The following is a 15665-nucleotide window of genomic DNA, read 5'->3' on the forward strand; positions in this document are numbered from 1 at the left end:
CGTGCGCATCTCCACTACCCAGTTCTACACCAACAGCAGCAGCAACTATCAGCGCAACTTCGCCAACACGGTGAAGACCCAGCAGCAGGCCTCCGACAACCTGCGCATCCGCACCGCGGCCGACGATCCGGTAGGCGCCGCGCGCCTGCTGCAGCTTGAGCAGCAGCAGGACATGCTCAAGCAGTACAGCGGCAACATCACCACCGTGCGCAATGCCCTGGGTACCGCCGAGAGCACGCTCAACAGCATCGGCAACATCCTGCAGCGGGTGAACGAGCTGGCCATCAGCTCCGGCAACGCCAGCTTCACCGATGCCGACCGCAAGGCCAACGCCGATGAGCTGACGTCCCTGGAAGAACAGCTGGTCAGCCTGATGAACAGCAAGGACGAGAACGGCAAGTATCGGTTCGCGGGCTCCAAGAGCGATACCGCGCCCTACACGCGCAACGCCGATGGCACCTATACCTACCAGGGCGACCAGAGCAGCCTGTTGCTGCAGGTGGGCGACACGCTCAGCCTTGCCGCCAACGAAACCGGCTACGCCGCCTTCGAGCAGGCCGTGAACACCAGCCGCAGCCAGACAAGCCTGCTCTCGCCAGCCGCCGCCGACAGCCGCGTCAACCTGACCAATGGCCAGGTATCGGGCAGTGCCGTGTACAACGATCGTTTCCGCAGCGGCGAACCCTACACCCTCGAATTCACCAGCAGCACCCAGTTCAAGATCACCGATGGCGCGGGCAAGGACGTGACCCTGGAAGCGACCGAGGGCGGCAAGTTCAACCCCGATGCCGAAAATGCCACGGTAAGCTTCCGTGGTGTCGACCTGCGCCTGGACGTCACCTACAAGGAAGGCGACAGCGCCGACCCGGACGCAGCCATCAAGGGGCACACCTTCAGCCTGACTTCCAAGCCCGACTCGATCACCGGCACCCGCAGCGCCGGCAACTCGTCGTCGAGCCAGGTGACTTCGGCAAGCATCACCGACGTGGACAAGTACAAGGCAGCCTTCCCAGGCGGCGGCGCCGTGCTCAAGTTCACCAGCGACACCGAGTTCGAGCTGTACGCCGACCCGATCACCGCCAACAGCCGTCCGGTGGCCAAGGGCGCGCTCGGCGGTGCCGATGGCACCACCGCCACTGCGGCGGGTGTCAGCTTCGAGCTCTCGGGCGCACCGAATGCAGCCAAGTCCGGTGACAGCTTCGCGATCAAGGTCAATACCCACCAGACCCAGAACATCCTCGACACCATCGGCCAGTTGCGCACCACACTGACCACGCCGGTGGGCGGCGATGAGGCGTCGCGGCAGAACTTCCAGGCCTCGCTGGACTCGGCGATGGGCAACGTGTTCAGCGCCATCAACCAGGTCAGCGCCTCGGTGAGTGCCATCGGTGGCCGTGGCCAGGCGCTGGATGTGCAGGCCGAGACCAACGAGGCAGTAAGCGCCGAGAACACCAAGACCCAGGGCTCGATCCGCGATACCGACTCGGTGGAAGTGCTGGTGCGCCTGCAGATGCAGAGCAACATGCTCACCGCTTCGCTGCAGTCCTACGCCAAGATCGCCAACCTCTCGTTGGTCAACTACCTCTGATTCGTCCTCCCGTTTCAACGCCATGCGTCGCCTCGAGCGGCGCATGCGCCCTTTCTCCAGGTTCCCGCCGTGAACGATAAGCCCCGCGCCAGCATCGTCATCCCCGCCTTCAATCCGCGTTTCTTCAATCTCGCCCTGCAGAGTGCCTTGGCCCAGAGCCAGCAGGGGCTGGAGGTGCTGGTGTGCGATGACAGCGATGGGGACGAGATCGAGGCCATCGTCCGTTCCCTGGAAGGTCAGGGCAGCGCATCGCTGCGCTATGTGCGCAATTCGCGGCGCCTGGGCTTTGTCGCCAATCTGGTGCAGGCGGTGGCGTTGGCGCAGGGCGAGTTCGTCAAGGTGCTGTGCGACGATGACCGGCTGTTGCCGCGGTGCGTGGAGCGCCAGGCGCAGGTATTGAGCGAGCATGCCGATGTCGGCCTGGTGCTGGCGCAGCGGGTGTACGCGGATGCGGGCAACTACATCCTGCCGATGCGCTTGTCCAACGCGCGCTTTGCCAATGTCGACAGCCTGTTCAAGGGGGCCGACATCCTGTCCATGCTCGACGGGCGCGCGCTGAATTTCCTGGGCAATTTCTCCGCAGCGCTCATGCGCCGTGAAGAAGCGCTCGAGCTGTTGCGCGCCCTGACCGGGGAAGGGCAGGGCTTCAACGCGCTGCTCGACCAGGCGTTTTTCGTCTGCCTGATGCGCCGCGCGAACATGGTGATGCTCACCGAGGTGCTGCTGATCGAGCGCTTGCATCCTGAGCGTCTGAGCAAGCAGCCGGACAGCGTGCTGGCCGCCAGGGCCGAGCGCGGCTGGTTGCAGCAGATGCTCGCCCAGCGTACCGGCGAACAGGCGCCTGCCAATGGCTGGGTGCGCCTGATACCGCTGGTGCAGGCGCAGCTCGCGCCCAGGCCGTGGCAGGAAGTGAACATGGTGTTGCAGTTGGGCAACTGGCAGACCTGCATGCTGGGGCGTGTCGGCACCGACAGCGAAAGCTACGACGAGCTGTATCAGCAGTGGCTCGGTGAGCGGTGCCTGACGCCGGCCCAGCGGCGCATGCTGCCGCCGACGCTGGCGGCCTGGCCGCGGCAGCCGCGGATCGTGCCCGTGCTGCTCGATCCCGAAGGCGATGCCGAGGGCGTGCGCCAGACGCTGGCAAGCCTTGAATCACAGCTCTATCCGGCGCAGCACTGCGTGGTGCTGACCAGCGAAGCGCCAGCCACCTCGCTGCCTGTAACCTGTCTGGCACCGGACGCGAACTGGCCTGGCCAGCTCAGCGGCGTGCTGGCGGGGCTGCAGGACGCTGACTGGATCTACCTGCTGCGCGCAGGCGACCGGCTCGCCGAGTCGGCCCTGCTGGTGCTTGCCGAGCGCATCGCTGTAATGCCAGGCATTGCCTGCGCCTACAGCGACGAAGGCGCCTGGGTCGACGAGCGGGCGGTCGACCCGGTGTTCAAGCCGGACTTCAACCTGGACCTGATGCGCAGCTATCCCTACGTGGGCCGTACCCTGGCCTTCGATTGCGAGGCGGTGAGGACGCTTGGCGGCTTTGACGCGCAGTTCGGCGAACTGGCCGCGCATGACCTGCTCTGGCGGCTGGTCGAAAGCGGGGGGCCGCAGGTGGTCGATCACATCGCCGAGCTGCAGGTGCAGTCGGCCTTCACCTTTGCCCAGTGGCTATCGCAGGGCGCCGTGGCGGAGCAGAACAGCCACGTGGTGAAGGCTCACCTGGACCGTCTTGGCGTGAACCACCGTGTTCATCCAGCTGACCTGCCAATGCTCAACCGGGTCGAGTACCTGCATGAGCTGCAGCCGCTGGTATCGATCATCGTGGTGTGTGAAGGCGACCTGGCAACGTTGCAGCAGTGCGTGATGAGCGTGATCGAACGCACGGCCTACCCGCGCTACGAGCTGTTGCTGGTGGCCGGTGAGCAGGTCGACGCCGCCACGCAGTCGTGGCTCCAGGCAATGTCGGGGGTGGGCGGCGCCATGCTGCGCGTGCTGCAAGTGGCCGCCAGTGCTCCGGTGGCACTGATCGGCGCTGCCGCCCGCGAGGCCCAGGGCGACTATCTGCTGACCCTGTCGCCACGCTTGCAGGTGTTCCAGGCACAGTGGCTGGACGAAATGATGCTGCATGCCCAACGCCCCGAAGTCGCGCTGGTGGGCGCCAAGGTGGTGGACGCGTCCGGCAAGATCGTCCATGCGGGCCTGGTCATGGGCGGCGGCGATGCCGTCGGCCCGGTGAGCGTGGGTGAGGATGGTTTGTCGCGCGGATACCTGCAGCGCCTGCAGGTCGTACAGAACTGGACCGTGCTGTCGGGCGATTGCCTGCTGGTGCGCAAGGCTGTGGTCGAGGAAGTCGGTGGGCTCGATGGGCAAGCGTTCGACTGGGGCCTGAGCGAGCTCGACCTGTGCCTCAAGGCGCGGCAGATCGGCTATCTGGCGGTGTGGACGCCTTACGCCTGCCTGCAGGGCGGGGCGCGTGCGGCCAGCCTGGTGCCTGGCGAACAGCTTCAGGCGCAGCAGCGCGCGTTCTTCGAGCGCTGGCTGCCTTTTGTTGCGCGCGACCCCGCGTACAACAGCAACCTGGGGTTGATGACGGTCAACTACAGCCTCGATCCTGGTCTGCGCGACAGCTGGAACCCGTTGTGCGCACGCGCGGTGCCGTCGGTGCTGGGCTTGCCGATCAACTCCTCGGCAGTCGGCACCTATCGGGTGATCCAGCCGCTCCAGGCGCTGCAAGCCGCCGGCCAGGTGATCGGCCGCATCGCCTACGAAGCGCCGACGATCGTCCAGCTGGCGCGGATGGACCCTGACGTGGTCATCCTGCAGCTGCGCCACAACCACGAAGCGGTGCAGGACATCGAGCGCATCGCGCGCTTCTCCAACGCCCGGCGCATCTTCGAGATCGACGACTACGTGCTCCAGGCACCGTCGAAGAACAGCCATGCGCGCAACAAGCCCAGCGACATCGAGCACCACCTGCGGCGTGGCATCGGCCTGTGCGACCGTGTGGTAGTCACCACTGATGCCCTGGCCAATGCGCTGTCCGGCATGCACCGGGACATCCGCGTCGTGCCCAACATGCTCGACCCTGATCCCTGGCTCAAGCTGCAGAGCCGCCGGGGAGTTGGCGCCAAGCCTCGCGTCGGCTGGGGAGGAGGGACCAGCCATGGCGGGGACCTGGAAATCATCGCCGACGTAGTGCGCACGCTCGCGGACCAGGTGGAGTGGGTGTTCTTCGGCATGTGCCCGGAGGCGCTCAAGCCCTACATCCATGAGTTCCACCCGGTGGTCAACCTGCCCCTTTACCCCGCCAAGCTGGCCAGCCTGAACCTGGACCTCGCCTTGGCGCCACTGGAGTTCCACATCTTCAACGATTGCAAGAGCAACTTGCGCCTGTTGGAATACGGTGCCTGCGGTTATCCGGTGATCTGCAGCGATACGGCGGCCTACAAGGGCGATCTGCCGTGCACACGGGTACGCAGCAACAGTACCGAGGAGTGGCTCCAGGCCATCCGCCAGCATCTCGGCGATCCGGTGGCCAGCTACCGCATGGGCGATGAGCTGCGCGAGGCAGTGCGGCGCGACTACGTGCTGCGCGATCATCACCTGCAGCAATGGGTACGCGGCTGGCTGGCCGACTGAGTCGCCGGGCGCAGGGTTGAGCGTGCGCCGCCAGATGAAATATGCGATCGTAGGTCATAGGCGTGACTTGTAAGTCACCAGATGCATCTCTATACCATTACGGGGGTTCCCGACTGGTCAATGCTATCGGTCGGTGCCTGCACTCGCTTGCTGGCGGGGTGATCGTTCGTCGATACCTGCGGCCCCAGGCGGTGAAATAGAGCAGCTAATTCATTGGGAAGCCATGATGATTGGCATCAAAAGCATTGCGAGCTACGTGCCACCAGAAGGCACGGACAATTATGAGCAGGGTGCCCGGTTCGGCAAGGACGAATCGTTCATCCTGGGCAAGATCGGTTCGGCGTTCCTGCCGCGCAAGGCGCCTGAGCAGGAAACTTCGGATCTGTGCGTCGAGGCAGCCAATGCGCTGTTCGCCGCCAATCCCCAGCTGTCGCGCGACGCCATCGACGCCGTGATCGTCGTCACCCAGAACGGTGACGAAGAAGGTCTGCCGCACACGGCGGCGATCGTCCAGGACAAGCTCGGCCTGCCCACCCATGTGGCGGCGTTCGACATTTCCCTGGGGTGCTCGGGTTATGTCTACGGCATCTACGCGCTCAAGGGGTTCATGGAAGCGGCGGGGCTGCGCAACGGCCTGCTGATTACCGCCGACCCCTATTCGAAGATCGTCGATGCCGAAGACCGCAACACCGCCATGCTGTTCGGTGATGCCGCGACCGCGACCTGGATGGGCGAAGACGCCCCCTGGCAGCTGGGCAAGGCCAAGTTCGGGACCGACGGTTCGGGGGCCGCTCATCTGAAAGTCACCGATGGCGTGTTCTTCATGAACGGGCGCCAGGTGTTCAACTTCGCCCTGCTGAAGGTACCGGCCCATCTGCAGGAACTGCTGCAGGAGTCGAACCTGGAGGCAGGCGAGATCGATGCCTTCTGCATTCACCAGGGCAGCGCTGCGATCGTCGATGCCGTCGCCCGGCGATTCGAGGAAGCCGACCCGGACAAGTTCATCAAGGACATGATCGAGACAGGCAACACCGTCTCTTCGAGCATTCCGCTGCTGCTCGAGAAGCACGTCCTCGATTCACGCTTCAAGCGCGTAGCGCTGAGCGGCTTCGGCGTAGGCCTTTCCTGGGGCTCTGCGATCATCCAGCGCGCCGACTAAGTCGTCCTGTTGTGGAAAAAACGCCGCTATTGCCATAGCGGCGTTTTTTTTGGGCCGATAACCCGTGTGACTTCGAATACAGCCATAGCCTCATCGCACGCCCCCTCGGATCCGGCGTAACCCGTCCGGCCTTGATCTGCCTGCCTTTGCCACGACCCTTGGCCAAGTTCTTGCTTGACCCTGCCAATTCGAGGACCCCCGCCGGAAACCTGACATCACGTCCCCCCAACGGCCCTTGACCCTTTCCGTTCAGCAGGACGTTAGATGAACAGCCCCACATTGGTCAGTATCGTAGTCCCTTCCTACAAACCCCACTTCTTCGAAAAGGCCCTCAACAGCGCCCTGCTGCAAGACTACGCCCACATCGAAATCGTGGTATGCGACGACTGCCCGGACAACGCCATCGAGCTGATCATCGAACGGAACCGCCCCCGCAGCCGATTTCCCATCCGCTATTTCCACAACGCCGAGCGCCTGGGCGAATACCGCAACCTCGCCCGCGGCATCCGCGAAGCCCGGGGCGAATACATCAAGTTTCTCTACGATGACGACCTGCTGCTGCCGACAGCGGTAAGCACCTTGCTCGCTGCAGCCCAGGCCCACCCGCAGGCCAGCCTGGTCTCGGCACGCCGGTGCATCATCGATGGGCACGACAAGCTGCTCGGCAACACCATCCTGACCATCTTCCCGTTCAAGCATGACGTCATCATCGATGGCCAGGAGCTGGCTTCGTTCCTGGGCGAGCATATCTACAACTTCATCGGAGAACCGGTCTGTGTGCTGTGCCGGCGCGAGGACGTGCTCGCCTTTGGCGATGACCTGATGCTGCTCGATGGCGAGGTCATGCACTGGGTGGGCGACCTGGCGATCTACCTCAAGCTGCTGCGCCAGGGCGATCTGGTCTTGCTGAACGAAATGCTTGCGTGCTTCCGGGTTTCCGAATCGCAGTTCAGCCATATCCAGCGCGAGACGCCGGAGATCACCGCAGGCCACTTCGCCCGCTACCGTACGGCGGCCAAGGCACTCGGCTGGGTTCGCCCCGAGGGCCAGAACCACTCTGTAAAGGTGGCGACGCTCAAGGCGCCGAAGCATTTCCACGAGCTCGACCTCATGGGCTATTTCAGCACCGAAGGGGTGCAGCCGATGGGCAACGCCGACCTGCAGGCATGGTACAACTCAGCCGCCCGGGCGACGCCAGTCAAGCACTGGCTGTCACAACGTACCCTGACGCCAGTGCAGCAGCGGCTGGTCGATGAGCGCCGTGCGCACCTGGCCGGCCGGCTGAGCCTTTGCATCATTGTCATCGACCGCCAAGGGGCAGGCGCTGCGCTGGAAACCACGCGCGCAAGCGTCGAGGCCTGGTCCGGCGTCACCACCGCTCGTCTTGAACGGCATGTCATCGATGCTGCCCCTGGCACCGACCTGTGGGTCGGCGAACTCAACTACATCGTTCGGCACAGCGACAAGGACTGGCTGCTTCTGCTTGAGGCTGGCGACGAACTGCTGGCCAGCGGCACGCTCATGCTCGACCTCGAGCTGCCGGACGCGGGCGCTGCGCGCATGGTGTACTGCGACGAACTGTACCGGGGCACGCGCGACATGGAGGCGGCACTGCGCCCGGGTTTCAACCTGGATTACCTGCTCGGCATGCCGGTCATCATGGCCGGGCATTGGCTGTTGCGCCGCAGCGAGGTCGCGCAGGTGGGCGGCTTCGATGCGAGCTTGCCGGGTGCCGGGGAGCTGGACCTGATCCTGCGGCTGATCGAGGAGGGTGGCCTGCAGGGTATCGCGCACTTGTCCGAACCCCTGCTGCTGCGCGATGCGCCAGTCGCCGCTGATAATCCGGACGAAGTCGCGAGCCTCGAGCGTCACCTTGCGCGGCGAGGCTTCGAGCAGGCGCAAGTCGCCCCGCAAGGCAGCCGTCGCTACCGCATCGACTACGCGCATGCCGAACGTCCCTTCGTGTCGATCGTGGTATACGCCGGTTACCCCCTGGAGTTGCTGCAGCGTTGCCTGCAGAGCCTGTTGAGTCACACGGGCTACGCCTTCTTCGAAATCCTCATCGTCGATCATCAACTGGAGGATGCGCAGGCACGCCAATGGCTATCGGGCATGCAGGGGATCGGCGCCGGCAAGGTGCGGGTCATCCAGGCTACCGCTGCTGCCTCGCGGGCCGCCGCGGTCAACCAGGCCAGCCAGCAGGCCCGCGGGGAATTCCTCGTGCTGCTTGACGGCGATACAGTCGCCATCCGTCCCGACTGGCTCGATGAGCTGCTCAATCAGGGGCAGCGTCCCGAGGTCGCGATCGTCGCCGGGACGTTGGTCACCACAGATGGGCGGGTGCAGAAATCGGGTCTCATCGCGGGTCTGGAAGACGGGGCTGCGCCCGCGTTCGACCACTTGACCATCAACCAGAGCGGTTTCATGCAGCGCTTGAGTACGGTGCAGAATTTCAGCGCCGTGCCCTCCGCATGCATGCTCGTGCGCAAGGATCTTTATATAGCCGCTGGCGGGCTGGACGAAGAGATGTCCCCAGGCAGCCTGGCCGATCTCGACCTGTGCCTGAGAATCACCCGGGCCGGCCATCTGGTGGTGTGGACGCCCCATGCGATGCTGGTGCAAGAGCAACGGCAAGCTGGACCTCCAGCCCCGGCGGATATTGAGCTGGTCCAGGCGCGTTGGCCGCAGGTGCTTGCCAATGATCCAGCCTATAACAGCAACCTCACCTTGAGCGCTGAAGCCTTCGCGCTGGAATCGCGGACCGCGCTCAACTGGCGGCCGCTGGCCTGGCGGCCCCTGCCGGTGGTGCTCGGCTGCCCGAACGCTGCGATGGAGGCGCAGGAGCCGCGGCTGCTCGCACCGCTTGAGGCCATGAGCGAAGCAGGATTGGTCGATGCGGCCATCAGCAGCGAGGCCTTGTCTGCCTCGGAGTTGCGACGGCTCGCGCCCGATGTAGTGGTGTTCCAGGACGCCCTGCACACCGTGCCGCTCGAGTCCATGCGCCAGGCGCGCAGCGTGCCCGGTGTGTTCGTCGTGCTGGAGGTCCAGGCGTTTCTGTCGACTTCACCCGCCGCTGCAGGGGTCGATCCGATGCAGCGCTGGGATGCCCTCACTCAGGCAGCTGCCTTGGCGGACCGCCTGATCGTCCCCACCCAGGCACTGGCGGAGGCGTTTGCGCCGTTGCACCCGGACATTCAAGTACGCGAGACCCGCCTGGGCAAGCAGTGGCTGAACCTGCCGGCAGAGGCTGTGTGCGACACCCGGCCGCGTATCGGCTGCGCCATCGAACCCTCGACGAGCCTCGATCCACAGCTGGTTGCCAGCGTGGTAGAGGCATTGGCCGGCCGGGTGGATTGGATATTGTGGGGAGACGTATCCCCCGCGCTGCGCGAGATTGCCCATGAGGTGCTGGATGACGCACCGCACAATGACCCCCAGCGGCTCGCCGCCCTGCGCCTCGACCTGGCCCTGGCGCCGCTCGGCACCAGCGGCCTCGACAGCTGCCGCAGCCCGCTGGCGCTGTTGCAGTTTGGCGCCTGCGGCTACTGCGTTATCGCCAGCGATACCCCGGCCTTCGACAACCCACTCGAGGTGACGCGCGTCGCCAATACAGGGCAGCAATGGCTTGACGCTATCGAGCGTCATCTCGCGGATCCGCAAGACAGGGCGCGACAGGGGCAACGTCTGCGCCAGCAGGTAAACGAGCAGTGGATGCTCGATCAATCCTCCGTGCTCGGGTGGGCCCAGGCGTGGAGCCGAGGCTGACGCTTCCAGGCTCTTGTTTTACGGGGCGGTAGCAGGATGCCAGCAATATTTTTTGAAAAAGCACTAAAGCAAGTGGGTTTGGCGACGATAACAATCATGAAGGTTCTCTAGGCCACACCCGGCGGATGCCAGGGCCGGAAGCCGTAGTAACTAATCCAACGAGGAATTCGTCATGGCTTTGACTGTCAACACCAACACCACCTCCCTGGGCGTCCAGAAGAACCTGAACCGTGCTACCGATGCGCTGTCGACTTCGATGACTCGTCTGTCTTCCGGCCTGAAAATCAACAGCGCCAAAGACGATGCCGCCGGCCTGCAGATCGCTACCCGCATGACCTCGCAGATCCGTGGCCAGACCATGGCGATCAAGAACGCCAACGACGGTATCTCGATCGCCCAGACCGCTGAAGGCGCGATGCAAGAGCAGACCAACATTCTGCAGCGTATGCGTGAACTGGCCGTCCAGTCGCGTAACAGCTCGAACAGCGAAGAAGACCGCACCGCCCTGAACACCGAATTCGGCCAGATGTCCGACGAGCTGACCCGTATTGCCAACAGCACCCAGCTCAACGGCAAGGACCTGCTCAACTCCGGCGTGACCATGACCTTCCAGGTCGGCTCGAACACCGGTACCAACAACCAGATCACCATCACCCTGGCTGACCTGACCGCATCGACCCTGGGCGTCTCCAGCGGCACCATCGCCATCAGCGGCGCCGATTCGGACATCGAAACCAACTTCAACGCCGCCATCGGCGCTATCGATGACGCACTGCAGTCGATCAACAGCACCCGTGCAGACCTCGGTGCCGCCCAGAACCGTCTCAGCAGCACCATCAACAACCTGCAGAGCATCAACGAAAACGCCGAGGCCGCTCGTGGCCGCGTCCAGGACACCGACTTCGCTGCTGAAACTGCCCAGCTGACCAAGCAGCAGACCCTGCAGCAAGCTTCCACCTCGGTTCTGGCCCAGGCCAACCAGCTGCCGTCCGCCGTACTGAAACTGCTTCAGTAATCGCTGATGGTCACCGGCGGGGGAGTGCTCTTGAAGCGCTTCCCCGTCTTTTCATTCTGAGGTGGTCGACATGGACATGAGCGTCAAGTTGAACCTGTCTTACCCGGCGCTGCGTACGGCCGAGCAGGTTGGCGACAAACCGGTGGCCCGGTTGGCAGAGACACCGCGTGATAGTGAAAAAGCCGAGCTGTCATCGGCGGACGACGTCGACAAGGTCAAGAGCGCCGTCTCGGACATCGAACAATTTCTCAACTCGACCCGACGCAACCTGCAATTCTCCACGGATGAAGAATCAGGCAAGATCGTGGTCAAGGTCATCGCCAGCGATTCTGGTGAGCTGATTCGCCAGCTACCCTCCGAGGAGGCGCTGCGGATCGCCAACAACCTGAGCGATGTAAACAGCATTCTGTTCGACGCCAAGGTCTGACCGGGCGGCGAACACACCATGGCGTGGCCATCGTCGGGCGTGCAGAAGCGACCTGACGCGTCAACCAGAGGGGCAACAGCATGGCAAGTCCGATTACTTCATCCACAGGCCTGGGATCGGGGCTGAACATCACCGACATCGTCTCGGCGCTGGTCAATTCCGATACCGCTGCCAAGAAGGCGCAGATCACTCGCCAGACCGCCAACAACTCGGCGATGATCTCGGGCATCGGCGCGCTGCGCAGCTCCCTCACGGCGTTCCAGGACGCCATCAAGAAACTCAACACCACCACCTCGCCCTCCTTCAATGCCTATGCGGCAACGTCGGCCAACGAGGGTGTGGTCAAGGTGACCTCGGGCAACACTGCGGTCGCTGGCAACTACGACATCCTGGTCAAGCAGGTGGCCACCGGCTCCAAGGTAGCCAGCCAGCAGTTCGAAGATGGCGCGTCCTCATCGATCGACGCGGGCGAACTGACCATCGGCGTGGGCACCAAGTCGTACAAGCTCGACGTGGCCAGCGGCGCCACGCTGCAAAGCGTTCGTGACCAGATCAACAAGGAAATGAGCTTCAACGGCATCTCCGCCAACATCATCACGGACGATACCGGCTCCCGCCTGGTGCTGACCTCCACGGCGACAGGTGCGGGCAACGACATTTCCCTGAGCGGCATACCCGCGCTGAATATCGACGGTACCCAGCAGATGAGCGGCAGTGGCGCCGGATATATCACCGCCGCCGCGCAGGATGCTGAACTGACGATCGACGGGCTGACCGTCAAGAGCGCCACCAATACCGTGAGCGAAGCCATCAGCGGCCTGACGCTCGAGCTGACGGGTGCCACGCCGACCGGCGGGGCAGCTACCAAGCTGACCGTGGCGACCAACAGCGATGGCCTGAAAAAATCGGTGCAGGCGTTCGTCGATGCCTACAACACGATGCAAAAAGCGATCACCACGCTGACGTCCACCAGCCGTGACGCGGATGACAACCTGGTGCTGGGCTCGCTGACCAACGATCCTACCACGCGCTCGCTGCTGGCCGATGTGCGCAAGGTGATGTCCGAGGTAGGCGCTGGCGACGAGCTCAATACGCTGGGCCAGTTGGGTATCAACACCCAGAAGGACGGCACGCTGGAGTTCAATTCCACCAAGTTCACCGCAGCGCTCAATGACAAGAAGCTCGGTTCCCAGGTCCAGAGCTTCTTCACCGGTACCGGTGGGGTGTTCGAGCGTCTGAGTGCTGCTATCGACCCGTACAACTCCACCGACGGCAGCCTGGCGACCCGCAAGAGCAGCCTGGACAAAGTGGCCTCGAACCTCACCGAACAGCAGGCCGCGCTCGACCGGCGCACCGATTCGATGACCGAAGCGCTGACCAAGAAGTACGTGGCCCTGGACACTGCGCTGGGCAAGATGAAAGCCCAGGCCGACCAGATCACCTCGTTCTTCGATGCGATCAACGCTCAGAAGAGTTCCTGATTGCTGATGCATGCCCTGGGGTTTGCAGCCCTGGCATGCATCTTCCTTCCCTAAAGTTTCCTGAACGACAGGCGATATAAAGGCCATACGCAACCTTTATCGCTGCAATGAGGTAAGACATGAACCCGATGTTGGCCCTTCGGCAATACCAGAAAGTCAATGGTGCGGCACAGACCTCCGAGGCCAGCCCCCATCGCCTGGTGCAAATGCTGATGCAGGGTGGCCTGGACCGTATCGCTCAGGCCAAGGGCGCCATGGCGCGCAATGATATTGCCCAGCGTGGCGTGCTGATCGGCAAGGCCATCGGCATCGTCGGTGGCCTGCGTGAAGGGCTCGACCTGGAAAACCACGGCGAGTCCCTCGCCGAGCTCGACAGCCTGTACACCTACATGAGCCGTCGCCTGGTCGAAGCCAATGCCAAGAACGACTCCTCCATCCTCGACGAGGTCGCGCGCCTGCTGATCACGGTCAAGGAAGGCTGGGACTCGGTCGCTGATCCCGCCCAGGCTGTGTAGGAGAGCATCATGAGCGTGGTACTCGAGCGTATTGAACAGACCCGCCAGGGGCTGGTTGCCGCGTTGGCCCGCCGCAACTGGGAAGTGATCGGCGACCTCGACGTCGAGTGCCGGCTGTGCGTGGAGGATGTGATGGCCGAAGCCTCGGTCAACGAGATCGCGTTGCGAGCCGCCCTCGAGGATCTGCTCTCGGTGTATCGGCAACTGATCGAGGTCGCAAGTGACGCACGTCAGTCGATAGTCGACGAGATGACCCAGATCCGTCAGGCGCAGAACGCCTCAAAGGTATACCATCTGTTCAGCTGACGCTGGACCGACCAAGAAGCCACGCCATAAATTTGACTGTGTGCTTTTTTTTGACTTAACTAGTGTCTGTATTCCAATCTCGATCGTCGAACACCGTTTCGACTGATCGATGTCGAGCAAGCCCTTCGGGCGCGAGATGACTAGGGAAGTTCCGATTGCATGTGGCGTGAAACCAAGATTCTGCTGATCGATGACGACAGCGCCCGCCGCCGCGATCTGGCCGTGGTGCTGAATTTTCTCGGCGAAGACAACCTGTCCTGTTCTAGCGACGACTGGCAGCAGGCAGTGCAGTCTTTGCCCACTACTCGCGAGGTACTGTGTGTCCTCGTTGGAGCCGTGAGCGCGCCATCGACCCTTTTGGGCTTGCTAAAGACAGTGGCAGGATGGGATGAGTTCCTTCCGGTCCTGCTTTTAGGTGAAACTTCTTCGGCCGAGCTGCCGGACGAGCTGCGCAGGCGCGTACTTTCCAACCTGGAAATGCCGCCCAGCTACAGCAAGCTGCTCGATTCCCTGCACCGCGCCCAGGTCTATCGCGAGATGTACGACCAGGCCCGTGAACGCGGCCGCCAGCGCGAGCCCAACCTGTTCCGCAGCCTGGTCGGCACCAGCCGTGCCATCCAGCACGTGCGGCAGATGATGCAGCAGGTGGCTGATACCGACGCCAGTGTGCTGATCCTTGGTGAGTCGGGCACCGGCAAAGAGGTGGTCGCGCGCAACCTGCACTACCATTCAAAGCGCCGCGAAGCGCCGTTCGTGCCGGTCAACTGCGGCGCGATTCCGGCGGAGCTGCTGGAGAGCGAGCTGTTCGGTCACGAAAAAGGTGCCTTCACCGGCGCCATCACCAGCCGTGCCGGGCGCTTTGAGCTGGCCAACGGCGGCACCTTGTTCCTCGACGAGATCGGCGACATGCCGCTGCCGATGCAGGTCAAGCTGTTGCGCGTGCTGCAGGAGCGTACCTTCGAGCGGGTGGGCAGCAACAAGACCCAGAGCATCGACGTGCGCATCATCGCCGCGACCCACAAGAACCTCGAGAACATGATCGAGGAGGGTACTTTCCGCGAAGATCTCTATTACCGGCTCAATGTATTCCCCATCGAGATGGCCCCACTTCGCGAACGCGTCGAGGACATCCCGCTGTTGATGAACGAGCTCATCTCGCGCATGGAGCACGAGAAACGTGGCTCGATCCGCTTCAACTCCGCCGCCATCATGTCGCTCTGCCGGCATGCCTGGCCGGGCAACGTCCGCGAGCTGGCCAACCTGGTCGAGCGCATGGCGATCATGCACCCCTACGGCGTGATCGGCGTGGCGGAACTTCCGAAGAAATTCCGCTACGTCGATGATGAGGACGAGCAGCTGGTCGACAGCCTTCGCTCCGATCTGGAAGAGCGCGTGGCCATCAACGGTCATACACAGAACTTCTCTTCCCACGCGATGTTGCCCCCCGAGGGGCTGGACCTGAAGGATTACCTGGGTGGCCTTGAGCAGGGACTGATCCAGCAGGCGCTGGACGACGCCAATGGCATCGTGGCCCGGGCCGCCGAGCGCCTGCGTATTCGCCGCACCACGCTGGTGGAGAAAATGCGCAAATACGGCATGAGCCGCCGTGATGGGGAGGAGCAGGCGGAGGATTGACGCCTGCCTCATGTCATGAGGGCCACGGAGGGCCCGTCAGCCGATATCACCTTCGTCTTCGCAAGGGCGCAAAGCCCCGTCAGCTCAGGCCTCGGCCAGTTTCTGGGCACTGATCCCCGATTCCTCGCACGTCCTTCGGCA

Annotated in this window: 10 protein-coding genes; all 10 read left to right on the forward strand. The window is 63.4% G+C overall.

The annotated features are described in order from the left end of the window. Position 1 precedes the first annotated feature (1 nt). Complete coding sequence (locus tag AC0ZZU_RS19660; protein ID WP_476342896.1) at positions 2 to 1588, forward strand: flagellar hook-associated protein 3; 1587 nt, start codon at positions 2 to 4, stop codon at positions 1586 to 1588. Between the two features lie 69 nt (positions 1589 to 1657). Beyond that, positions 1658 to 5221 (forward strand): glycosyltransferase, encoded by a 3564-nt coding sequence (locus AC0ZZU_RS19665; protein ID WP_476342898.1) that lies wholly within the window; start codon positions 1658 to 1660, stop codon positions 5219 to 5221. Between the two features lie 226 nt (positions 5222 to 5447). Beyond that, positions 5448 to 6380, forward strand: coding sequence for a ketoacyl-ACP synthase III (locus AC0ZZU_RS19670; RefSeq protein WP_476342899.1), 933 nt, complete (start codon positions 5448 to 5450; stop codon positions 6378 to 6380). A 264-nt stretch (positions 6381 to 6644) separates the two neighbouring features. Further along, positions 6645 to 10145: a glycosyltransferase gene (locus tag AC0ZZU_RS19675; protein ID WP_476342901.1), complete on the forward strand. Its 3501-nt coding sequence runs from the start codon at positions 6645 to 6647 to the stop codon at positions 10143 to 10145. 172 nt (positions 10146 to 10317) lie between these two features. Next, a complete protein-coding gene (locus AC0ZZU_RS19680; protein WP_476342902.1) occupies positions 10318 to 11160 on the forward strand; it encodes a flagellin domain-containing protein in 843 nt (280 codons plus the stop codon). Between the two features lie 70 nt (positions 11161 to 11230). After that, a complete protein-coding gene (locus AC0ZZU_RS19685; RefSeq protein ID WP_476342903.1) occupies positions 11231 to 11587 on the forward strand; it encodes a flagellar protein FlaG in 357 nt (118 codons plus the stop codon). An 80-nt stretch (positions 11588 to 11667) separates the two neighbouring features. Further along, complete coding sequence (fliD, locus tag AC0ZZU_RS19690; protein WP_476342904.1) at positions 11668 to 13068, forward strand: flagellar filament capping protein FliD; 1401 nt, start codon at positions 11668 to 11670, stop codon at positions 13066 to 13068. Positions 13069 to 13187: 119 nt separating this feature from the next. Beyond that, entirely contained in the window at positions 13188 to 13583 is a 396-nt protein-coding gene (gene fliS, locus AC0ZZU_RS19695) for a flagellar export chaperone FliS (RefSeq protein ID WP_158460308.1), read from the forward strand. Positions 13584 to 13592: 9 nt separating this feature from the next. Then, a complete protein-coding gene (gene fliT / locus AC0ZZU_RS19700) occupies positions 13593 to 13889 on the forward strand; it encodes a flagellar protein FliT (RefSeq protein ID WP_476342906.1) in 297 nt (98 codons plus the stop codon). A gap of 159 nt (positions 13890 to 14048) precedes the next feature. Continuing rightward, on the forward strand, positions 14049 to 15524 hold the full coding sequence (locus AC0ZZU_RS19705; protein ID WP_476342907.1) for a sigma-54 dependent transcriptional regulator: 1476 nt from the start codon (positions 14049 to 14051) through the stop codon (positions 15522 to 15524). Positions 15525 to 15665: the final 141 nt, after the last annotated feature.

The organism is Pseudomonas sp. JE3303 (genome assembly GCF_056312565.1).